Here is a 22,765-nt window from a genome sequence, read left to right on the forward strand (position 1 = left end):
TGTCCCCGAAGGGAGCGGTCAGAACCGATCCTGGTCCTGCGGCCCAATATAGCCACCCGCCTCAAGGCCCGCGTCCCGTTCGAATGGATTCGACAGCGCCGGACTGCCGGTCCGCCAGACGGAATACGCGGCACAGAGGCCGTAAAGCGGTAGGAAGGGCAGGCCCAGGCAGGCCGTGTACTGCCAGGAGTGCCGAGCCTCGTGGGCGAGCAGCCGTGCATCACTCTCGACGCGCAGACCGGGCCGCGAGAGGATCACGGATCCTATGGTGAAGGCGCCTCCGGTGGGGAATGCCCAGGGGTAGTCTCGGGCCAGCCACAGGCCTTCCGGACCGCGGTCGACGGCGCAGCGTGCGGCCCGCGCCACGGCGAGGCCGAGGGGCGTGCTCAGGTTCACCCAGTTGAGGGCGGCCCGGGTTTTCCACATGCCAGACATGGGCCCAGCCTACGACGGCCTGCGTACTAGACTTGTGCAGGGCCATGATTGGCCCATCACCACCCCTTCGACCCGAAAACACGGTACATGTCTGAGACCACTAAGGAAGTCATGGCCCCCAGCCCGTTGGATGAGGCCGCTCTCCAGAACGCTGTCGCAGAAGCCCTGGCAGCCTTTGAGGAGGCCGCCGATCTTGAGGAACTCAAGACCACACGGCTGGCGCACACCGGTGAGAAATCACCCCTGAGCCAGGCGAACGCGGCCATCCGCGATCTGCCCAAGGATCAGAAGAGCGCCGCCGGCAAGCTCATCGGCAGTGCCCGCGGACAGGTGAACAAGGCGCTCGCCGCCCGCACCGTGGTGCTGGAGGAGGAAAACGACGCGCGGATCCTCCTCGAGGAGACCGTGGACGTCACCGCCGCGCCGCGCCGTCGCCGTGCCGGCGCCCGGCACCCGCTCTCCGTGCTCCAGGAGCAGGTCTGCGACATCTTCGTCGGCATGGGCTGGGAGATCGCGGAAGGCCCTGAGCTCGAGTCCGAGTGGTTCAACTTCGATGCCCTGAACTTCCAGCCGGACCACCCGGCGCGCGAGATGCAGGACACTTTCTTCGTGGAGCCCCCGGAGGCCCACTTGCTGCTGCGCACCCACACCTCGCCGGTCCAGGTCCGTTCCATGCTGGAACGCGAACTGCCGGTCTACGTGCTGTGCCCGGGCAAGGTGTTCCGCACAGACGAGGTCGACGCCACCCATACGCCCGTGTTCCACCAGTTCGAAGGGCTGGCCGTCGACAAGGGTCTGTCCATGGCGGACCTGCGCGGCACGCTGGAGCACTTCGCCCGGCAGATGTTCGGCGCGGAAGCCAAGATCCGGCTGCGCCCCAACTACTTCCCCTTCACCGAGCCGAGCGCCGAACTCGACATCTGGCACCCGGGCGCCAAGGGCGGTCCGCAGTGGATCGAGTGGGGTGGCTGCGGCATGGTCAACCCGAACGTGCTCCGCGCGGCCGGGATCGACCCGGAGGTGTACTCCGGTTTCGCGTTCGGCATGGGCATCGAGCGCACCCTCATGTTCCGCAATGAAGTTCCTGACATGCGGGACATGATCGAGGGCGACATTCGTTTCAGCGAGCACTTCGGGATGGAGATCTAAGCGTGCGCATTCCACTTTCCTGGCTCCGTGAGTACACGGAGCTCCCTGTAGGCGCGTCCTCCGAGGACCTGATGGCGGATCTGGTCCGCGTCGGCTTCGAAGAGGAGGACGTGCACCGTCCGGCCGATTCGATCTCCGGCCCCGTCGTGGTGGGTCAGGTCCTGTCCCTCGTCAAGGAACCGCAGAGCAACGGCAAGACCATCAACTGGTGCCAGGTCCGCGTGGTCCCGGAAGGCCAGGAGCAGACGCTGGACGGCAAGGGCATCGAGCCCTCCGGCATCCAGGGCATCGTCTGCGGCGCCCACAACTTCGTGGAGGGTGACAAGGTGGTGGTGACCCTCCCGGGCGCCGTTCTGCCGGGTGACTTCCACATCTCGCCGCGTAAGACCTACGGTCACGTCTCCGCCGGCATGATCGCCTCGGCGCGCGAACTGGGGCTGGGGGATGAGCACGATGGGATCATCGTGCTGTCCACCCTCGGCCTGGACCCGGAGCTCGGCACCGACGCCCTCGAACTGTTCGGTCTGACCGACGAGGCGGCCGAGATCAACGTGACCCCGGACCGCAGCTACGCCTTCAGCATCCGGGGTGTGGCCCGTGAGTACGCGCATGCCACCGGCACCGCCTTCACCGATCCGGCCTCCCAGGTCTCCGTGCCGTCGACGCTCGCCGAGGGCTACCCGGTCACGCTGTCCGACCAGGCGCCGATCTACGGTGTGCCCGGCTGCGACCGCTTCGTGGCCCGCGTGGTCCGCGGCGTGGACGCCAGCCGTCCCACCCCGCAGTGGATGGTCTCCCGGCTCCGGCTTGCCGGCATCCGTTCCATCAGCCTGCCGGTGGACATCTCCAACTACGTCATGCTGGAGCTCGGGCAGCCGAACCACTGCTATGACCTCGACACCCTCGAGGGCGGCATCGTGGTGCGCCGTGCCCTCCCGGGCGAGCGCATCCTCACGCTGGATGAGAAGGACCGTGCGCTCGACGCCGAGGACCTGGTCATCGCGGACGACTCCGGAGCGATCGGGATCGCCGGCGTGATGGGCGGCGCCCGCACCGAGGTGTCCGCGAGCACCAAAGACATCCTGGTGGAGGCGGCCCACTTCGACACGATCTCCATCGCGAGGGCCCGCCGTCGCCACAAGCTGCCGAGCGAAGCGTCCAAGCGGTTCGAACGCGGTGTCGACTGGTACCTGGCGCCCGTCGCCGCACAGCGCGTGGTGGATCTCCTCGTGGAACTCGCCGGTGGGACCGCAGACGAGGCGGGCACTGATGTGGGCACGGCCCCGGAGACGGTGAACATCTTCCTGCCGTCCGGTTTCGTCTCCGCACGGATCGGGGTGGAGTACACCACCGAGCAGATCGTGAACAGCCTGACGGACCTCGGCGCGACCGTGACCGAAACCGAGGGCGGCTGGACCGTCACGGCTCCGAGCTGGCGCAATGATCTGGAGACCAAGGAGGACCTCTCCGAGGAGATCGCCCGCCTGGTCGGCTACGACAAGATCCCTGCCACCCTTCCGGTGGCGCCTCCCGGACGGGGCCTGAGCCGCGTCCAGAAGCAGCGCCGTCGCGTGATGCAGGCCCTCGCGGACTCCGGTCTGGTGGAGGTTCTCGCCTACCCGTTCGTCACGAAGGCGTCCAATGACGTGTTCGGAACGCCGGAGGCCGGTGCCGCGGTGCCTGCCATCAAGCTCGCCAACCCGCTGAGCGAGGAGTTCGGCTGGCTGCGGACCTCCGTGCTCCCGGGCCTGATCGACACCGCCAAACGCAACATCTCGCGTGGTTTCCGTGACCTGGAGCTGTATGAAGCGGGTCTGGTGTTCCTCCCGGGAGGTGAGCTGGGCTCCGCAGGCATCCCGCCGCTGGGTGCCAAGCCTTCTGACGAGGTGTTGGACGGGCTGAACCAGGGCATCCCCGCGCAGCCGCAGCACCTTGCCGGCGTCTTCACGGGCAAGGACAGCCCCGCCGGGCCGGGTCACGCCCCGCGTGCCTGGGACTGGGCCGACGCGGTCGATGCCGCACAGCTCGTGGCCGATGTCCTCGGCGTCGAACTCGTGGTGGAACAGGGCGCGCACCAGGCCTTCCACCCCGGCCGCACCGCCGTGCTGCGTCTGCGGTCCGGGGACCTCGTGGGCTACGCGGGCGAGCTCCACCCCAAGCTCGTGAAGTCCCTCGACCTGCCGGCCCGTACGGTCGCGTTCGAGATCGATGCCGATGTCCTCTTCGACGCCGCGGCCGACGTCGTGGTGGCAAAGCCGATCTCCACCTTCCCGGTGGCGACGCAGGATGTGGCGTTGATCGTCGACGGCGATCAGCCGGCCGCCGCCGTTCAGGACGCGTTGCGTGAAGGAGCCGGTGAGCTCTTGGAGGATGTCGCGCTGTTCGATGTCTACGTGGGCACCGGGATTCCGGAGGGCAAGAAGTCCCTCGCCTTCGGTCTGCGGTTCCGCGCTGACGACCGCACCCTGACCGCTGACGAGGCTTCCGAGGCGCGTGCCTCGGCGGTCGCGCTCGCGGCGGAGCGTTTCGGGGCCGTCCAGCGCTGACGTTTCCCGCACCACCATCGACTGCTCCATACGATGTCGAAATCCCGAGAATATCCGGGAAATCGGCTTCGTATGGAGCAGTCGATGTTTAACGGCGTCTAACGGCGGGGTTTGACGGCGGGCAGAGGTTCAAGGACGGGCGAAGAGTGCCCGGACAGCCATCCTCACGCAGACGACCAGGGTGTCCTCCGTGACCCGGAAGCCCGGATCTCCGATGGATTCGCGGAATTCGGCTGAGTGCCAGAACTCCTCATGGGCGGCGCGCCATTCGGCGACGTTTCCGAAGCCTTCGCCCTCGGCCAGGGCATGCTCCATCGTCACAGCATCCAGACGGCACACCTCTACCGCGGTCACCGTCTCTATGGCGACCGGCACACCCGCTGAATCGACGACGACGGCGTGCTCGCCCGCGCGCGGCACCGGCTCCTTCGCGGAGTACTCGAGAAGCAGCGAGGACGTGGACGTTTTCGTCCCGTCAAGCAGCGCGGCCACGAGCCGATCCCGCAGCGGCCCAGGGAACGCATACTCGGAAACGGGCCAGGCAGGATCGATCGCGGTCATCCGGTCAGTCTAGAGCGGCGCGGGGCCTTCATCGTCCGGGCTTCGTCCCAGACGTCATCGATTGCTCCATAGGATGCCGTTTCTCCCTGATCTTCGCCGAAAACGGCATCGTACGGAGCAGTCGATGGTGGGTCCACGCAGGCAAGGGGCCGTGCGAGAAGGGTGAGGGGGGAAGGGCGGAGCGGGGAGGGGCGAAGGGTGGGGGAGGTTGGAGCCTAAGCCGCCGGGTGTTCTCCGTCTTCGAAGATGCGCGAGGCCGGGCCCACGATCAGCGGGTCGGGGGCGGTGGCTAGTTCGGGGTCCTTGCCGTCGTAGTCGAACAGGTCGAGCACGTGGCGCATGGCCTCGAGGCGTGCGCGCTTCTTGTCGTTGCTCTTGACCACGGTCCACGGGGCATGAGCGGTGTCCGTCGCCAGGAACATCGTCTCCTTGGCCTCTGTGTAGGAATCCCACTTGTCGAGGGAGGCCAGGTCCATGGGGGAGAGCTTCCACTGACGCACCGGATCGACCTGGCGGATGGTGAAGCGTGTCAACTGCTCCGAGCGGGAGACCGAGAACCAGAACTTCACGACGTCGATGCCGTCCTGGACCAGGAGTTCTTCGAACAACGGCACCTGGCGCAGGAACACCTGGTACTGCTCGTCGGTACAGAATCCCATGACCCGCTCGACACCGGCCCGGTTGTACCAGGAGCGGTCGAAGAGGACCATGTCGCCGGCCGCCGGCAGGTGCTTCACATAGCGCTGGAAATACCACTGGCTCTGCTCGGTGCTACTGGGTTTCTCCAGCGCCACCACCCGGGCGCCACGGGGGTTCAGATGCTCCGTGAAGCGCTTGATGGTGCCGCCCTTGCCCGCGGCGTCGCGGCCTTCGAACACCAGGAGCAGCCGGCGGCCGTTCCCCTTGACCCACTTCTGCAGCTTCAGGAGTTCGATCTGCAGGAGACGCTTCTCCATCTCGTACCGGGGCCGGTCCAGACGTTCGCTGTACGGATAGCCTTCCCGCCAGGTGTCGAGCGGCACGCCGTGGGCGTCCAGCAGGACGGGATCGTCGTCATCATCGTCCAGCACGGAGTAGCCGAGCGGCGGCTGGATCCCCGCGAGCGAGTGGTTCAGGATGCTCATGGCGTCACCGTAGACGCGGCCGATGAACGGCGGTTGAACGGGATGCGGAGGCCGAGCCGCCGCACCGGGGACAATGGAACCATGCGCGTTTTCACCTGGCTGGGCTCTCTCGATGATGCCGCGCGCGATGCCGGCCTTCCGCCCCTCGACGCCGCCGAACAGGAACGGGCGCGCGCCTTCACCTCGGGCACCGCGCGAGCGCGCTTCGGCGCCTTGCGCCGGGTGCAGCGACAGCTCCTGGGGGACATCCTCGACGTCCACCCGGGACGACTGGTCAGTGCCTACGAATGCCCTGATTGCGGCCGGGGGGCGGGACACGGCAGGCCGGGATATGCGCTGACGGGAGTGGGCCCGGAAAACTCAAGCCCACAGATTTCAGTCCCACAGAACCCCCGCCCACAGAGCCTCCCCGGCGTGGCACTGTCCGCCAGCCGTGCTGGGGAGTGGGGCGCCGTCGTCGTCGTGACGGGAGCCGATCCCGACTTCCGCATCGGTCTAGACCTGACCCTCGAACGGGAGATCTTCGACGGCTTCGACGACGTCGCCGTCAGCGGGCCGGAACGCGACTGGCTCCGGACACAGGAACCTGGAGCAAGGAACGCCGGCCGGGCCGCGCTGTGGGCCGCGAAAGAGGCCGTGGCCAAGCGCGACGGCCACGGCCTGAGAACGGATCCGTCTGGTATCCCGGTCCTGGCCGCGCGCGGACACCGGCGAACGCCCGCGGGCGACGCGACGGCCTATGCGCCAGGAGTGGTATGGCTGGAGGCCCGTGCGGAGGGGCTGCCTCCGCACGTGCTCACGGCAGCGGTGCCGGCAGCGGCGGAAGGTGCTTTTCGTGCAGCCATGGCCGGAGTAGACCGGCCGCGTCGAGCCCCGGCGCCAGTGAATCCGCGAGGGTGAAGAGTTCCTGCGGCGTGACCGCGGCGTGGCGGTGTTCGCGGGTCCACTCCCGCAGGAGGGTGAAGAACTGCTCGTCGCCCATGGCGGTCCGCAGCACGTGGAGGGCCAGGGCGCCCCGCTTGTACACGCGGTCATCGAACATGTCCCGGGGGCCGGGATCGCCGATCACCAGGTCCTGGGCCTGATCCGCGAGTTTGCGCCAGGCCGCGAGCACCCGCAACTGGGTGCTGAGCGTCCCACTGGCCTCGCTCCACAGCCATTCGGCGTAACAGGCGAACCCTTCGTGCAGCCAGATGTCCTTCCAGCTGCCGACCGTCAGGGAGTTGCCGAACCACTGGTGGCTCAGTTCGTGAGCCACGAGGCGCTGAGCCTCCCACTCGGTGGCGAGGTGGTTGCGCCCGATGATCGACAAGGCCTGCGCCTCGAGCGGGATCTCGAGCTCGTCTTCCGTGACCACGACGCTGTATTCGCCGAAGGGGTACGGGCCGAAGCGGTCCTCGAAGAGGTCCATCATCTCGCGCTGCCGGGCCAGCCCCGTCTCGGCCTGACCGCGGAGCGACGGCGGCACCGCGACGTGGATCGGGACCGCGCTCGCGGCGCCGTCGACATCGAACGTGGTGTACCGCCCGATCTGGAGTGTCGCCAGGTAGGTGGCCATCGGCTCCTTCTGCTCGAACACCCAGGTCTCGCGGCTGGACTTCCGGCGGTGCTCGACGAGGCGGCCGTTGCACACCACGCGGTAGCCGGCGTCGGTGGTCACTGTGAAGCGGTAGGAGGCCTTCTGGCTCGGGTGATCATTGCACGGGAACCACGACGGCGCGCCGTCCGGCTGTCCGGCGACCAGCACGCCGTCGCGCAGCTCCTCCCAGCCGACCTCACCCCAGGTGCCACGGCGCGGCCGCGGATTGCCCTCGTAGCGCACCTCCAGAAGGAAGTCCTCGCCCTTGGCGATGCTGTGCGGGGCGTTGACGACGAGCTTGTCCCCGCGCTGGGCGAACTTCGCCACGCGGGATCCGTTGAGCTGGATCTTGGTCGGCTTGAGACCAGCCAGATCCAGCGAGATCTGGGACAGCTTCGCATTCGCGCGCCCCCGGAGGATCGCCACACCCTGCAGCCGGTTGCTCGCCAGCCGGCAGTCGAGTTCCAGATCGTAGTGCCGGACGCTGTAGTCCGCGCTCCCGTGCCCGGGGGTGTACGGGTCCGGGATCGTGGAGGCCGGGTGCTTCTTGCCGTGGTGCTCAGACATGGGAGAGAGGGTCATCCAGGGTCGGGGACGGGGACGGTGCGGGGGCTGCTACGGTCCGCGCCAGGGGCTGACCGGATTGCCCATCCAGTAACTCCCGGCCGGGACCGCTTCACCCCGCATCACGAGGGACGCGGGACCGACCGTGGCCCCGCTGCCCAGGGATGCCTGGGGCAGGATCACGCCGTGCGGCCCCATGGTGGAACCAGCCTCCAACGTTACGGTATCGATCGCCATGATGCGGTCGTGGAAGAGGTGAGTCTGCACCACGCAGCCGCGGTTCACGGTGGAACCGTCGCCCAGGGTCACCAGGTCCGCCTCCGGCAGCCAGTAGCTCTCGCACCAGACGCCGTGACCGATCTTCGCGCCGAGCGCCCGGAGCCACCAGACCAGGGCGGGAGTGCCCGCTGCGGCCCGTGCGAACCAGGGTGCGGCGGCCATCTCGATGAAGGTGTCCACCACTTCGTTCCGCCAGATGAAGGAACTCCAGAGCGGGTGCTCGCCTTCGCGGATCCGCCCCACCAGGACCCATTTGGCGACGACGGCGCTCGCGGCCGCGACCGCTCCGGCCAGCAGGACCACGAGACCGCCGAGCAGCGCGGCCAGCCAGTAGCCGGTGCCGCGGGCGATGGCGTCGAGAAGGACCATGACGCCCACCGCCAGGTAGCCCGTCAGCAGGACCGGGAAGACGCGGCACAGCTCCCAGAGGGCGCGTGCCACCTTGAGACGGGTGGGCGGTTCGAAGGTGCGGCTCGCGTCGGTGCTCTGTGCCACGCGCCGCAGCCGGACCGGGGGACTGCCGAGCCAGGAGCTGCCCGACTTGGCCTTGCGCGGTGTGGCGGAGAGGACCGCCACGAGGGAGTTCTTCGGCACACTGCGGCCGGCCGCCGTCATCCCGGAGTTGCCGAGGAAGGCTCGCTTGCCCACCTTGGCCGGGGCGACTTTGAGCCAGCCGCCGCCCAGCTCGTAGGAGGCGACCATCGTGTCGTCGGCCAGGAACGCGCCGTCGCCCACGGTGGTCATGCTCGGCACCAGCAGGACGGTGGAGGCCTCCACGTTCTTGCCGATCGTGGCGCCCAGCAGCCGGAGCCAGATCGGGGTGAAGAGGCTGGCGTAGATCGGGAATAGGAGGTCGCGGGCCATGTCCAGAACACGCTCCGTGGCCCAGACCTGCCAGCCGACCCGGCTGCGCACGCGGTGATGCCCTTCCACGAGGCCGATCGCCAGCGCCCGCGTCGTCCCGAGGATCAGGAGCGCGTTGCAGAGGAACCAGACCACGGAGGCCAGCGGCACGGACCAGGCGAGTGCGCCGAGGGACTCGGAGAGCGATGCCGCGCCGTGCAGGGCGCCCACGACCACGAGCCCGGCCACCGCGGCCGAGATGAACGGGATGCACGCCAGGAGCCCGGAGGCCGCGGCGAAGGCGGTGAACCAGCTGAACTCCCGGACGCCCTCACTGACGCCACCGTACTCGGGCCAGGCCGGCTTGGCCTTGCCGGTCCGGCCGGCCGGGGATCCGGCCACGGTGGTGCCCGCCTTGACCTTGCCGGTCACGGCGGAGCCTGGCTCGACGATCGCGTCGGCGCCCACCTTCGCGCCGGGCATGAGCGTGCTGCGCGCGCCGATGGTGGCGCCGGGACCGATCGAGACGGAGCCGATGTGGACCTTATCGCCGTCGACCCACCAGCCGGAGAGGTCCACCTCGGGCTCGACGTTCGCGCCGCGGCCGACGGTCAGCAGACCGGTGACGGGCGGCACGGAGTGGAGGATCACGTCGCGGCCCAGCTTGGCGCCCAGGGCACGGGCGTAGTACGGGACCCACGGAGCGCTGGCCAGGCTGACCGCGCTCGCGGCGTCCTGGATCTGCTCCGCGAGCCAGAGCTTGAGGTGTACGCGGCCGGAGCGGGGGTATACGCCCGGGGTGACCCCTCGCAGGAGCACCCGCGCGGCCACCACGGCGATGCCCATCCGGCCCAGGGGGCTGACGAAGACGGCCCAGGACAGCAGGACCCACCACCAGGAGACGGTGGGCGCCGCGTGGAGGACGCGCCAGGCGGAGAGCAAATTGTTGACGGCCATGAGGTACGTCAGCCAGCGCATGCCCACCAGGATGAACAGTGGCACGCCCATGAGGGTCTGGAACACCTGGGTCTTCCGGGCGGTCCGGCGGACCACACGCTCCTTCGCCACGACGGCCTCGCCGTCCGGGACGGAGGCGCGGCAGGCTTCGACGAGGGCTCCGACGCGGGGGTTGGCGTAGATGTCGGCCACGGTGACGGTCGGGTAGCGGCGGCGCAGGGCGGAGACCAGCTGCGCGGCGGCGAGGGAACCGCCGCCGTGGGCGAAGAAGTCGGCGTCGAGGCTCGTGGCCTGGGCGCCCAGCACGGCGCTCCAGGTGTCCACGATCCACTGGGCATCGTCGGGAAGATTCAGTGGGGCGGCGTCCGCGGCGTCGGCAGAGCCTCCGGCCAGCGGCCACGGCAGGGCCTTGCGGTCCACCTTGCCGCTCGTCTTGGTCGGCAGACTGTCGGTGGTGGTCAGGAGGGGGATGAGCGGAGCGGGCAGGGACTCGCCCAGAATCTCCCGCAGCCCGCCCAGGTCCGGCTCGGCGTCCCCGGCCGGCACGAGGTAGCCGACCAGGACCTGGTTCCCGGCCGCCGTCGTCTGCACGGCCGCCGCGGCGCCGGCGATGCCCGGAAGCGCCTGGAGGGCCGCGTCGACCTCGCCGAGTTCGATACGGCGTCCGCCGAGCTTGACCTGTTCGTCCGCACGGCCCTGGAAGATGAGGCCCGCGGCCTCGTAGCGGACCAGGTCGCCGGAGCGGTAGGCGCGTTCCCAGCCGAGGCTGGGCATCGGCGCGTACTTCTCCGCGTCCTTCGCGGGATCCAGGTAACGCGCCAGGCCGACACCGCCGATGATCAGCTCGCCGATCTCGCCTTCCGTCACCGGCACGCCCTCGGCGTCGACGACGGCGAGGTCCCAGCCGTCCAGCGGCAGGCCGATGCGCACGGGGCCGGGTCCGCCGAGGGGAGCGGCGCAGGCCACGACCGTGGCCTCCGTGGGCCCGTACGTGTTCCAGACCTCGCGCTCGTCCACGGCGAGGCGCTCGGCCAGCTCGGGCGGGCACGCTTCGCCGCCGAAGATCAGCAGGCGCACGTTCTCCAGCGCTTCGGCGGGCCAGAGCGCGGCGAGCGTCGGGACGGTGGAGACAACGGTGATGCCGTGGTTGATGAGCCACGGCCCGAGGTCCATGCCGGTGCGGACCAGGGCGCGCGGTGCGGGGACGAGGCAGGCGCCGTGCCGCCAGGCGAGCCACATCTCCTCGCAAGAGGCGTCGAAGGCGACCGAGAGCCCAGCGAGCACGCGGTCGTCGGTGCCGATGGGCTCACCCTGGAGGAAGAGCCGCGCCTCGGCGTCCACGAACGCGGCCGAATTGCGGTGCCGCACGGCGACGCCCTTCGGAGTTCCGGTGGAGCCGGAGGTGAAGATGACCCAGGAATCGTCCTCGGGCAACGGCATGCGGGGAGCCGGGAAGGGCTTGGGGCGCTTCTTGTCCACCACGATTTCGCCCTTGGCTTTGAGGATGCCGGCCACCTTGGCTTCGCTGAACACGAGGCGGGCGCGTTCGTCCGGGTCGTCGGCGTCCACCGGCACGTAGGCGGCGCCCAACAGGAGGATGGCCAGGATGGCGATGTAGAGCTCATTGGTGCCGGAGGGGATCCGGATGCCGATCTTGTCCCCGGCGCCGAGCCCGGCCCGGTGGAGCTTGCGGGCGTAGCCACGCACCTCGTCGGCCAGCTCGGCGTAACTGAGCGACTTCTTCCCGTCATCCAGAGCCGAGGCCTCGGGGTTCGCCTCGACCGTGGCGAGGAAGATGTCCACCAGGGTGCGCTCCGGGGGCGCGAGAACGCCGCCCGGCATCTGAGGTTCGTGGACGGTCCCCGTGGACGACGGCGCGCCGCCGGCCTTCACCGCGGGCTCGGGGCCGGGGGCCTCCGGAGCGGGGGAAGGGTCATGCGGGGAGGATTCGGGATGCTCGGTCACGCCAGCATCCTTTCTGTCGTGAGTGAACCACTGATGAAGTTCCGCTGAAGGCCCCGGTGTCCGGTCCGCGGGAGACCGTATCCTGGCCCATCGTGGGCCGCGGACGTGTCAGTCGCCATCGGGGATCAGCAGCACCTTGCCCGTGGTCCGCCGCGCGGCGAGGTCACGGTGGGCGTCGGCGGCGCGGGAGAGCGGGTACCGGGCGCCGATGCGCACCGACAGGCCGCCGTCGGCCGCCGCGCCGAACACCTCGCCCGAGCGCCAGCGCCGTTCTTCGGCGTCCTGGAGGTGGTGTCCGAGCGTCGGCCGGGTGAGGAACAGGGAGCCGCCCTGGTTGAGCCGCTGGGGATCGACGGGCGGGACCGGCCCGGAGGCCGCGCCGAAGAGCACGAGCGTTCCGCGGACACGGAGGCTCTGCAAGGAGGAGTCGAAGGTGTCCTTGCCGACGCCGTCGTACACCACGTCCACGCCGCGGCCGTCCGTGAACTGCCGCGCCTGGGTGGCGAAGTCCGAGTAGTCGACCACCAGATCGGCGCCCGCGAGGCGCGCGAGGTCGGCCTTCTCCGGCGTGGACACCGTGGTGATGACCCGTGCGCCGCGGGCCTTGAGAAGCTGGATGAGGAGCAGCCCCACGCCGCCGGCCCCGGCGTGCACCAGGGCGGTGGTGCCCTCGCCGGCCGGGAAGCTGGAGGTCGCCAGGTAGTGGGCGGTCATGCCCTGCAGAGGAAGCGCCGCCGCGGTCTCGAGGTCCAGGCCGTCGGGGACGGGCAGGGCCTTGTCCGCGTCGACGATCGCGTACTCCGCGTAGCATTCGGCGGCCTCGGCGGTGGCGATCCGGTCGCCGACCGCGAAGCCGGTCACTCCCTCACCCACGGCGTCGACCACTCCGGACGCCTCCGCCCCGGGGGTCCAGGGGAACGGCAGGGGATAGATGCCCTCCCGCTGGTAGGTCTCGATGAAGTTGACCCCGGTGGCGGCCACGCGGAAGCGGAGCCGGCCGGGTCCGGGCTGGGGGACGTCCGTCTCGGTGTACTCGAGCACCTCTGGTCCGCCGGTCTCCCGGGCGATGATGGCGTGCATGGTGTGTGCCTCCCGTGTCCCTCTCGATTACCGTCAGGGACATCTTATGCAGTGGCTCCGGAGCGGTCACCGCGCCATGCCGATGCATAAATATTTACAACAATGCATATTCTTGCTTCGAGGTGTAGAGTGTGCGCATGAGCATATCCGTCGCCGTTTCCGGAGCCAGTGGTTACGCAGGGGGAGAGGTGCTGCGCCTGCTCGCCACCCACCCCGGAGTGACCATCGGCGCCATCACCGCCCACAGCAACGCCGGGGCCCGCCTGGGCAGCGTTCAGCCGCAGCTTCACACCCTCGGTGACCGCATCCTGGAAGAGACCAGCGTGGAGAATCTGGCCGGGCATGACGTGGTGTTCCTGGCACTGCCGCACGGCGCGTCCGCCGAGATCGCCGCGCAGCTGCCCGAAGGCACCCTGGTGATCGACGCCGGCGCGGACCACCGTCTCGAGGACGCCGCGGCGTGGGAGAAGTTCTACGGCTCGCCGCACGCGGGCACGTGGCCGTACGGCCTGCCCGAGCTCCCCGGCCAGCGGGAGAAGCTCCGCGGCAGCAAGCGCGTCGCCGTGCCGGGCTGCTACCCGACGTCGGCCCTCCTCGCGCTCACCCCGGGCTTCGCGGCCGGCCTCCTCGAACCGCAGGACGTGGTGATCGTCTCCGCCTCCGGCACGTCCGGCGCCGGGAAGGCCGCCAAGGTCAACCTGCTCGGCTCGGAGGTCATGGGCTCCATGTCGCCGTACGGCGTGGGCGGTGGGCACCGCCACACCCCGGAGATCGAACAGGGACTCGGCAACGCTGCGGGCGAGCCCGTCACGGTCTCCTTCACCCCGACGCTCGCCCCCATGAGCCGCGGCATCCTGACCACCGCGACGGCGCGGGTGAAGCCGGGCGTCGGCGCGGAGGAGCTGCGCGCGGCCTGGCAGGACGCCTACGAGAACGAGACGTTCGTGCACCTCCTGCCCGAAGGCCAGTGGCCGACCACCAAGTCCGTGCAGGGTTCCAACCACGCCGTCCTCCAGCTGGCGTACGACGCGCACACGGGAAGGGTGATTGTCAGTGCGGCAATCGATAACCTGACCAAGGGCACCGCAGGCGGTGCCGTGCAGTCCATGAACATCGCCCTGGGTCTCGACGAATCCCTGGGTCTCGCCCAGCTAGGAGTCGCCCCGTGAGTGTCACCCTTCCCCTCGGATTCCGTGCAGCAGGCATCACCGCAGGCCTGAAAGCCAGCGGCAAGCCGGACATGGCCCTGGTCATCAACGACGGGCCGACCAAGCACGCCGCCGGGGTGTTCACCTCGAACAGGGTGGCCGCGGCTCCCGTGCACTGGTCCCGCCAGGTCCTCGCGGACGGCCGCGTGGACGCGGTGGTCCTGAACTCGGGCGGCGCGAACGCCTGCACCGGCCCGCAGGGTTTCCAGAACACGCACGCGACGGCGGAACGGCTCGCCGCGCTGCTCGGCGTCTCCGCCGGGGACGTCGCCGTCTGTTCCACGGGCCTGATCGGCGAGCAGCTGCCCATGGACAAGATCCTGCCCGGTCTGGAACTGCTGGTGGACAACGCCGGTCCGGATGCCGGGTCCGCCGCGGCCGAGGCCATCATGACCACGGACACCGTGAGCAAGGAAGCCAGCTACATCGGTTTCGATCCGCTCGGCACCGGCTTCACGATCGGCGGCATGGCCAAGGGGGCCGGCATGCTCGCCCCCGGCCTGGCCACCATGCTCGTGGTTATCACCACGGACGCGATCGTCAGCCCGGAACTCCTGGACGCGGAGCTGCGGGAGGCCGTGCGTCTGAGCTTCAACCGCGCCGACTCGGACGGCTGCATGTCCACCAACGACACCGTCCTGCTGCTCGCCTCCGGCGCCTCCGGGTCCTACCCGGCCGGCGAGGAGTTCGGCAAGGGACTGCAGGAAGTGTGCAAGAACCTGGCCCGCCAGCTCATCGGCGACGCCGAGGGCGCCGCGCATGACATCGCCATCCGCACCTTCAACGCCGCCAGCGAGCTCGACGCCGAGACGGTGAGCCGCGCCGTCGCGCGCTCGAATCTCTTCAAGACCGCGATCTTCGGCAAGGACCCGAACTGGGGCCGCGTGCTCTCGGCTGTGGGCACCACGGATGCCGTCTTCGACCCGGACCGGCTGAACGTGGCCATCAACGGGGTGCAGATCTGCCGCAACGGCGGGATCGGCGAGGACCGTTCCCTGGTCAGCCTGGAGGACCGGGAGGTGCTCGTGGAGATCGACCTGAACGCCGGCGAGGACGAGGCCACCATCTGGACCAACGACCTCACCCACGACTACGTGCACGAAAACAGCGCCTACTCCAGCTGAGTAGCGCACCACCCACGCCTTAGGAGAGACATGACCTCCAGCATGACGAGGGATCTCAGCCAGGCTCAGTCCAAGGCCGAGACCCTCATCGAAGCCCTGCCCTGGATCCAGCGCTTCGCCGGGAACACCATGGTGATCAAGTACGGCGGCAACGCCATGATCAACGAGGAACTGCGACGGGCTTTCGCGGAGGACATCGTCTTCCTGCACCACGTGGGCGTGCGGCCCGTGGTCGTGCACGGCGGCGGTCCGCAGATCAACTCCATGCTGGCCCGGCTGGGCATCGAGAGCGAGTTCAAGGGCGGACTGCGCGTCACCACGCCCGAGGCGATGGACGTCGTGCGCATGGTCCTCACGGGTCAGGTGGGCCGTGAGCTGGTGGGCCTCATCAACAACCACGGCCCGTACGCCGTGGGACTCTCCGGTGAGGACGGCGGCCTGCTGCAGGCCATCCGGACGGGCACCGAGGTGGACGGCGAGGCCGTGGACCTGGGCCTCGTGGGTGAGGTGGTGGGCGTGAACCCCCGCGCCATCCACGACCTCCTGGAGGCCGGCCGGATCCCGGTCATCTCCACGGTCGCTCCCGAGATCGGGCCGGACGGCTCCCCGACCGGGGATGTGCTGAACGTCAATGCGGACACCGCCGCGGCGGCCCTGGCCGAAGCGCTGGGCGCCAGCAAGCTCGTGATCCTGACCGACGTCGAGGGCCTGTACGCGAACTGGCCGGACAAGGACTCGCTCATCTCCACCCTGACCGCCGATCAGCTGAGGGCCATGCTGCCGAGCCTGCAGTCCGGCATGATCCCCAAGATGGAGGCCTGCCTCAAGGCGGTGGACGGGGGAGTGCCGCAGTCCCACATCGTGGACGGCCGCCTGCCGCACTCCATGCTGCTCGAGGTCTTCACGACGGCTGGCATCGGCACCCAGGTGGTCCGCGACGCGGACGCCGACCTCACCACGGAAGGGCTGTGACGCGCATGGCGAAGCACGCTGACATCACCCCCGCGCAGGAGGAAGGCCTCCTGGACGCCCGCACGGCGAGCGGCGCGGAGTGGCTCTCGCGCTACTCCGGAGCCCTGCTCAACGTCTTCGGCACGCCGCAGCGCGTGCTGGTCCGCGGCGCGGGCGCCGTGGTTTGGGATGCCGACGGCAAGGAGTACCTGGACCTGCTGGGCGGGATCGCGGTGAACGCGCTGGGCCACGCCCACCCGTTCGTCACCTCGGTGATCTCGAGCCAGCTGGCCACCCTCGGCCACGTCTCCAACTTCTTCGCCTCCCCGCCGCAGATCGCGCTCGCGGAGAAGCTCCTGGAGCTCGCGGGCGCGCCCGACGGCTCCAAGGTGTTCTTCTCCAACTCCGGCACCGAGGCCAATGAGGCGGCGTTCAAGCTCGCGCGCCGCAACGCGGACGGACCGGAAGGGCCGCGCCGGAAGATCATCGCCCTCGAGGGAGCCTTCCACGGCCGCACCATGGGCGCTCTCGCCCTCACCGCCAAGCAGGCTTACCGTGAGCCGTTCGAGCCGCTGCCCGGCGGAGTCGTCCATCTTCCGTTCAACGATCAGCAAGCGCTTCGCGACGCCGTCGACGGCCAGACCGCCGCCGTGGTCCTGGAGCCGATCCAGGGCGAGGCCGGTGTGCGTCCGCTCGATCCCGAGTACCTGCGGCTCGCCCGGGAACTGTGCACCGAGCACGGCGCCCTCCTCATCCTGGACGAGGTCCAGACCGGCGTGGGGCGCACGGGCCAGTGGTTCGCCTTCCAAGAGAGCGGCGTGCTGCCGGACGCCATGACCCTGGCGAAGGGTCTCGGCGGTGGCTTCCCCATCGGTGCGCTCGTCACGTTCGGCGAGAAGGTCTCCGCCCTGCTGAACCCGGGCCAGCACGGCACCACGTTCGGCGGCAATCCGGTGGCGACGGCCGCGGCCCTTGCTACCCTGCACGTGATCGAGCAGCAGGGCATCCTGGCTCAGGTCCGCGCCACGGGTGAGCGCCTGGCGCGCGGCCTGGCCGCGGTGCCCGGCGTGACGGAGGTCCGCCAGCGCGGCCTGCTGATCGGGATCGACCTGGACGCCGACGTCGCGCCCGCTTTCATCACCGCGGCGCTCGACGCCGGTTTCATCCTCAACGCGCCCGGCCCCCACACGCTGCGCCTGGCGCCGCCCCTCATCCTCAGCGATGCCCAGGCGGACGCGTTCCTCGGCGCGTTCCCCGGCATCCTCTCCACGGCCAAGGCCGCCTCGGCGGCAGAGTAGGTTCCCATGACTTCCGTACGTCACTTCCTCAAAGACACCGACCTCAGCCCCGCCGAGCTGAACGAGGTCCTGGACCTTGCGGTGCGGCTCAAGGCCGAACCGGACTCCCTGGCCGTGTACGCGGGCGAAGGCCGGGCGCGCAAGACGGTCGCGGTCATCTTCGACAAGACGTCCACCCGGACCCGCGTGTCGTTCAGCGCCGGCGTGTCCGAGCTCGGCGGCAGCCCCCTCATCATCAATCCCGGGGAGGCGCAGATCGGCCACAAGGAGTCCGTGGCCGACACCGCCCGCGTGCTCGAGCGCATGGTCTCCACGATCGTGTGGCGGACCGGCGCGCACCAGGGCCTGGTGGAGATGGCGGAGAACTCCCGAGTGCCCGTGATCAACGCGCTCTGCGACGACTACCACCCGTGCCAGCTGCTGGCCGATCTGCTCACCATCCGCGAGCACAAGGGCACGCTGGCCGGCCTCACCCTGACCTACCTGGGCGACGCCGCCAACAACATGGCGAACTCCTACCTCCTGGCCGCCGTCAACGCGGGCATGCACGTGCGCATCGCGGGCCCGGAGGGGTACCTGCCGGCGCCGGAGATCGTCGCCGCGGGTGAGGAGCGCGCCGCCCAGACCGGCGGCAGCGTCCTCGTCACGAGCGACGCGGCCGAGGCTCTGACCGGCGCCGACGTCGTCGCCACGGACACCTGGGTGTCCATGGGGCAGGAGGCCGAGAAGGAGTCCCGCATGACGCTCTTCCGTGACTACTCGGTCACCGAGGAGGCCATGGCGCAGGCCGCGCCGGATGCCATCGTGCTGCACTGCCTGCCCGCGTACCGCGGGTACGAGATCGCCGCGGACGTGATCGACGGCCCGCAGTCCGTCGTGTGGGACGAGGCTGAGAACCGTCTGCACGCCCAGAAGGCCGTGATGGCGTGGCTCATGCACCGTTCCGGCCTGTCCGTGGTGCCGGGTCTGGACTGATGACGTCCTCGCAGCCCGGGGCCACGAGCCCCGCCACCAAGACGGCCCGCCAGGCGCGCATCAGCGCGATCCTGCGGGGCGAGAGCGTGCGCTCACAGGCGGAGCTGGCCGCTCTCTTGGCCGACGACGGCGTGCAGGTCACGCAGGCGACGCTCTCCCGGGATCTCGTGGAGATCGGCGCGGTCCGGGTCCGGGGGAGCGACGGCGGCCTCGTGTATGCCGTCCCCGGCGAGGGCGGCGACCGTGGCCCGACGAGCGCCGTCGCCCAGGAGATCCTGGACGCCCGCCTGGAGAAACTCTGCGGTGAACTGCTGGTCACGGCGGAGGCGTCGGCGAATCTCGTGGTGCTGCGGACCCCGCCTGGCGCCGCGAACTTCCTGGCCCTGGCCATCGACCACTCCGTGATGCCGTCCGTGCTGGGCACCATCGCGGGGGATGACACCGTGCTCCTGGTCGCCCGGGACCCCCAGGGCGGGGAGGCTCTCGCCGCCCGGTTCCTGGCCATGGCGGACAGCAATCCGAATTGATCCAGAAGGCTATGAATACTTACTCATAGTCATGTATAGTTTTACATACACCACTTCCTGAAGGAGATACTCACGTGACTGAGCGCATCGTCCTGGCCTACTCCGGCGGCCTTGACACGTCTGTGGCCATCGGCTGGATCGGCGAAGCCACCGGCGCCGAAGTGATCGCCGTGGCGGTCGACGTCGGGCAGGGCGGCGAGTCCCTCGAGACCATCCGCCAGCGCGCCCTCGGCTGCGGTGCCGTGGAGGCCTACGTGGCCGACGCCCGCGATGAGTTCGCCAACGAGTACGCCATGCCCACCCTGAAGGCGAACGCCCTCTACCAGGGCCACTACCCGCTGGTGTCCGCGATCTCCCGCCCCGTGATCGTCAAGCACCTGGTCAAGGCCGCCCGTGAATTCGGCGCCACCACGGTCGCCCACGGCTGCACCGGCAAGGGCAACGACCAGGTCCGCTTCGAGGTCGGCATCCAGACCCTCGGCCCGGACCTGAAGTGCATCGCCCCGGTCCGCGACCTCGCCCTCACCCGGGACAAGGCCATCGCCTTCGCCGAGGAGAAGGGCCTGCCGATCGAGACCACCAAGAAGAACCCGTACTCGATCGACCAGAACGTCTGGGGCCGCGCCGTGGAGACCGGCTACCTCGAAGACATCTGGAACGCCCCCACCAAGGACATCTACGACTACACCGCCACCCCGGAGTTCCCGCCGGCGCCGGACGAGGTCGTCGTGACCTTCCACCAGGGTGTCCCGGTCGCGATCGACGGCGTGGCCGTCACCCCGCTGCAGGCCATCCAGGAGCTCAACCGCCGCGCCGGCGCCCAGGGCGTGGGCCGCATCGACGTGGTCGAGGACCGCCTCGTCGGCATCAAGTCCCGCGAGATCTACGAGGCCCCCGGCGCCATGGCGCTCATCACGGCCCACAAGCACCTCGAGGACGTCACCATCGAGCGCGAGCAGGCCCGCTTCAAGGCCACGGTCGGCCAGCGCTGGTCCGAACTGGTCTACGACGGCCAGTGGTTCTCCCCGCTCAAGCGCTCCCTGGACGCCTTCATCGAGGACACCCAGAAGTACGTCTCCGGCGACATCCGCATGACCCTGCACGGCGGCCAGGCCATCGTGAACGGCCGTCGTTCGGACACCGGCCTGTACGACTTCTCGCTCGCCACCTACGACACCGGCGACACCTTCGACCAGTCCCAGGCCAAGGGCTTCATCGAGCTCTGGGGCATGTCCTCCAAGGTCGCCTCCACCCGCGACCAGCGGGTCGCGGGAGCCTGAGCATGAGCTCCGAAACCCACGGCACGAACGAGGGCGCCCTCTGGGGCGCGCGCTTCGCCGGCGCCCCGGCGGACGCACTCGCCGCGCTGAGCAAGTCCACGCACTTCGACTGGCGTCTGGCGCGGTACGACATCGCCGGCTCCAAGGCGCACGCCCGCGTGCTCCACAAGGCGGGTCTGCTCGACGACACCGAGCTGGACGGCATGCTGGCCGCCCTCACGCAGCTGGACGAGGACGTCGCGAGCGGCGCCTACGTGGCGGCCGAGAGCGACGAGGACGTGCACGGCTCCCTGGAACGCGGCCTGCTCGAGCGCGCCGGCACCCACCTGGGCGGCAAGCTCCGCGCCGGCCGGTCCCGCAACGACCAGATCGCCACCCTGGGACGCATGTTCCTGCGGGATCACGCCCGGATCATCGCCGCACGTGTGCTGGACGTGGTGGACGCCCTCGTGGCGCAGTCCAAGGCTCACCCCGAGGTCGCCATGCCGGGCCGCACGCACCTGCAGCACGCGCAGCCGGTCCTGCTCAGCCACCACCTCCTGGCCCACGCCTGGGCCCTCCTGCGCGATGTGCAGCGGCTCCAGGACTGGGACAAGCGTGCGGGCGTCTCGCCGTACGGCTCCGGCGCCCTGGCGGGTTCCTCGTTGGGTCTGGACCCGGAGGCCGTCGCAGCGGACCTCGGCTTTTTCTCGGCGGTGCACAACTCGATCGACGGCACGGCCTCCCGTGACGTCTTCGCGGAGTTCGCCTGGATCGCGGCCATGATCGGCGTGGACATCTCCCGCATCTCGGAGGAGGTCATCCTCTGGGCCACCAAGGAGTTCTCCTTCGTCACGCTGGATGACGCCTACTCCACGGGCTCGTCTATCATGCCGCAGAAGAAGAACCCTGACGTCGCGGAGCTGGCGCGTGGCAAGGCCGGCCGCCTCATCGGCGATCTGACCGGGCTGCTCGCCACGCTCAAGGGCCTGCCCCTCGCGTACAACCGGGATCTGCAGGAGGACAAGGAGCCCGTCTTCGACGCGGCCGACACCCTGGAACTGTTGCTCCCGGCGGTCTCCGGCATGATCGCGACGCTCGGTTTCAACACCGAGCGCATGCAGTCGCTCGCGCCGCAGGGCTTCGCTCTCGCCACCGATGTGGCCGAATGGCTGGTCCGGCAGGGCGTGCCGTTCCGCGAGGCCCACGAGCTCTCCGGCGCGGCCGTCAAGCAGGCCGAGAGCCGCGGCGTCGAGCTGTGGGACCTGACGGACGAGGAGTATGCGGCCATCTCCCCGCAACTGACTCCCGAGGTCCGCAGCGTGCTCTCGACCGAGGGCTCGCTCGCCAGCCGCAGCGCTCAGGGCGGCACCGCGCCGTCCGCCGTCGCACGTCAGCTTGAGGCGCTTGAAGTCGAGCTGAGCGAGGCACGGTCGTTCGTGGCCTGAGCCGTCATCGCCGTGCCCCGAGAGGCCGGGTTCCGCACTCCTGCGGAACCCGGCCTCTGGCGCGTCCGGCACGGATTCCGGTTCATGGCCACTCACTGAAACGGTCGTCCCTGGCCTAGGATGGCGGCATGAGCCAGATCACTTCCGGGTCCTCGGACCACGCCTCCGCCGACGACACCCTGCTCCACGATCTCCGGTCCGCCGCGGACCTGGTGAACAAGCTGGCGGCCTCCCTGGACGATGAGGCCGTGAAGGCGCCGTCAGTCCTTCCCGGATGGACCCGGGGTCACGTCCTGGCCCACGTCATGGGCATCAGCGAGGCGATGGCGCGGCAGATCGAGCACGCGAAGCGCGGCGAGCGGATCGACCTGTACGACGGCGGCTACGAGGGCCGCACGGCGCGCATCGAACTCGCCGCGGGCCACACCGCGGAGGAGCACCGCGAAGACGTCCAGGCCGCGACGACCCGCGCACTGGACGCCCTCGCCAGCCTGGAACCTCAGGAGTGGGACGTCCCCATCAGCTACCGGGACGGCGTGGTGCGGGACGGCGCCTTCGCGCTCTGGCGTGAGCTCACCATCCATGGCACGGACCTCGGCCTGGATTACGGGCCGGAGACCTGGTCCAAGGCCTTCTGCCTGCACCTGCTGGACTTTCTCGCCGCGCGGGTACCGGAAGGCCGGCACCTCGTGCTCCAGCCCCTCGGCCTGCCGCCCCGGACACTCGGCCACGGGGGCGACGGAGTGGTGGTGAGCGGCATGCTCACGGACATCGCCGCGTGGCTGGCGGGTCGTGAGCCGAGCCTGTCGTCCCTGCGCGCCTCGGCCGCCGCGGACGACGTCGACCTGCCGGAGCTGCTGCCCTGGCCGTCCGGCGTCGCACCCACGAAGTAG

General features: G+C 69.7%; 18 protein-coding genes. 12 read left to right on the forward strand and 6 right to left on the reverse strand.

What is annotated here, in order from left to right:
- Positions 1 to 18: 18 nt before the first annotated feature.
- Positions 19 to 435, reverse strand: coding sequence for a hypothetical protein (locus QFZ52_RS04840; protein WP_307496495.1), 417 nt, complete (start codon positions 433 to 435; stop codon positions 19 to 21).
- Positions 436 to 522: 87 nt separating this feature from the next.
- Here QFZ52_RS04840 and pheS point away from each other — a divergent pair, with 87 nt between their 5' ends.
- Both pheS and pheT read left to right on the forward strand, forming a co-directional pair.
- Positions 523 to 1,584: a phenylalanine--tRNA ligase subunit alpha gene (pheS, locus tag QFZ52_RS04845; protein WP_307496496.1), complete on the forward strand. Its 1,062-nt coding sequence runs from the start codon at positions 523 to 525 to the stop codon at positions 1,582 to 1,584.
- A gap of 2 nt (positions 1,585 to 1,586) precedes the next feature.
- Entirely contained in the window at positions 1,587 to 4,130 is a 2,544-nt protein-coding gene (gene pheT / locus QFZ52_RS04850; RefSeq protein WP_307496497.1) for a phenylalanine--tRNA ligase subunit beta, read from the forward strand.
- Positions 4,131 to 4,259: 129 nt separating this feature from the next.
- Here the strand turns inward: pheT and QFZ52_RS04855 are convergent, their stop codons facing one another.
- Both QFZ52_RS04855 and ppk2 read right to left on the reverse strand, forming a co-directional pair.
- Positions 4,260 to 4,691, reverse strand: a complete 432-nt coding sequence (locus tag QFZ52_RS04855) for an ASCH domain-containing protein (protein ID WP_307496498.1) — start codon at positions 4,689 to 4,691, stop codon at positions 4,260 to 4,262.
- Between the two features lie 215 nt (positions 4,692 to 4,906).
- Positions 4,907 to 5,815 (reverse strand): polyphosphate kinase 2, encoded by a 909-nt coding sequence (gene ppk2 / locus QFZ52_RS04860; RefSeq protein WP_307496499.1) that lies wholly within the window; start codon positions 5,813 to 5,815, stop codon positions 4,907 to 4,909.
- A gap of 81 nt (positions 5,816 to 5,896) precedes the next feature.
- On the opposite strand from ppk2, the gene QFZ52_RS04865 reads away from it, so the two are divergent.
- Positions 5,897 to 6,715, forward strand: coding sequence for a 4'-phosphopantetheinyl transferase family protein (locus QFZ52_RS04865; protein ID WP_307496500.1), 819 nt, complete (start codon positions 5,897 to 5,899; stop codon positions 6,713 to 6,715).
- On the opposite strand, the gene QFZ52_RS04870 is transcribed toward QFZ52_RS04865, so the two are convergent.
- The 3 genes from QFZ52_RS04870 to QFZ52_RS04880 form a co-directional block, all read right to left on the reverse strand.
- The gene (locus QFZ52_RS04870) at positions 6,612 to 7,961 is read right to left on the reverse strand and encodes a M1 family metallopeptidase (RefSeq protein WP_307496501.1); all 1,350 of its coding nucleotides are present in this window, start codon (positions 7,959 to 7,961) and stop codon (positions 6,612 to 6,614) included. The genes QFZ52_RS04865 and QFZ52_RS04870 overlap by 104 nt on opposite strands.
- A 48-nt stretch (positions 7,962 to 8,009) precedes the next feature.
- Positions 8,010 to 11,879, reverse strand: a complete 3,870-nt coding sequence (locus tag QFZ52_RS04875; RefSeq protein WP_307498662.1) for a Pls/PosA family non-ribosomal peptide synthetase — start codon at positions 11,877 to 11,879, stop codon at positions 8,010 to 8,012.
- Positions 11,880 to 12,110: 231 nt separating this feature from the next.
- Positions 12,111 to 13,082, reverse strand: a complete 972-nt coding sequence (locus QFZ52_RS04880) for a quinone oxidoreductase family protein (protein WP_307496502.1) — start codon at positions 13,080 to 13,082, stop codon at positions 12,111 to 12,113.
- Between the two features lie 137 nt (positions 13,083 to 13,219).
- Here QFZ52_RS04880 and argC point away from each other — a divergent pair, with 137 nt between their 5' ends.
- From argC to QFZ52_RS04925, 9 genes are all read left to right on the forward strand, one after another.
- The gene (gene argC / locus QFZ52_RS04885; protein ID WP_307496503.1) at positions 13,220 to 14,251 is read left to right on the forward strand and encodes an N-acetyl-gamma-glutamyl-phosphate reductase; all 1,032 of its coding nucleotides are present in this window, start codon (positions 13,220 to 13,222) and stop codon (positions 14,249 to 14,251) included.
- Positions 14,248 to 15,414, forward strand: a complete 1,167-nt coding sequence (argJ, locus tag QFZ52_RS04890) for a bifunctional glutamate N-acetyltransferase/amino-acid acetyltransferase ArgJ (protein WP_307496505.1) — start codon at positions 14,248 to 14,250, stop codon at positions 15,412 to 15,414. The genes argC and argJ overlap by 4 nt, the downstream gene beginning before the upstream one ends.
- A gap of 30 nt (positions 15,415 to 15,444) precedes the next feature.
- Positions 15,445 to 16,386: an acetylglutamate kinase gene (argB, locus tag QFZ52_RS04895; protein ID WP_307496506.1), complete on the forward strand. Its 942-nt coding sequence runs from the start codon at positions 15,445 to 15,447 to the stop codon at positions 16,384 to 16,386.
- 5 nt (positions 16,387 to 16,391) lie between these two features.
- Positions 16,392 to 17,663: an acetylornithine transaminase gene (locus QFZ52_RS04900; protein WP_307496507.1), complete on the forward strand. Its 1,272-nt coding sequence runs from the start codon at positions 16,392 to 16,394 to the stop codon at positions 17,661 to 17,663.
- 6 nt (positions 17,664 to 17,669) lie between these two features.
- Complete coding sequence (argF, locus tag QFZ52_RS04905; RefSeq protein ID WP_307496508.1) at positions 17,670 to 18,638, forward strand: ornithine carbamoyltransferase; 969 nt, start codon at positions 17,670 to 17,672, stop codon at positions 18,636 to 18,638.
- A complete protein-coding gene (locus QFZ52_RS04910; protein ID WP_307496509.1) occupies positions 18,638 to 19,165 on the forward strand; it encodes an arginine repressor in 528 nt (175 codons plus the stop codon). Before argF ends, QFZ52_RS04910 begins: the two co-directional genes overlap by 1 nt.
- Positions 19,166 to 19,239: 74 nt before the next feature.
- Positions 19,240 to 20,445 (forward strand): argininosuccinate synthase, encoded by a 1,206-nt coding sequence (locus QFZ52_RS04915; protein WP_066217344.1) that lies wholly within the window; start codon positions 19,240 to 19,242, stop codon positions 20,443 to 20,445.
- A gap of 2 nt (positions 20,446 to 20,447) precedes the next feature.
- Complete coding sequence (argH, locus tag QFZ52_RS04920) at positions 20,448 to 21,872, forward strand: argininosuccinate lyase (protein ID WP_307496510.1); 1,425 nt, start codon at positions 20,448 to 20,450, stop codon at positions 21,870 to 21,872.
- A 128-nt stretch (positions 21,873 to 22,000) separates the two neighbouring features.
- On the forward strand, positions 22,001 to 22,765 hold the full coding sequence (locus tag QFZ52_RS04925) for a DinB family protein (RefSeq protein ID WP_307496511.1): 765 nt from the start codon (positions 22,001 to 22,003) through the stop codon (positions 22,763 to 22,765).

Origin of the sequence: Arthrobacter woluwensis, assembly GCF_030816155.1 — a bacterium.
GTDB classification, from domain to species: Bacteria; Actinomycetota; Actinomycetes; order Actinomycetales; family Micrococcaceae; genus Arthrobacter_E; species Arthrobacter_E woluwensis_A.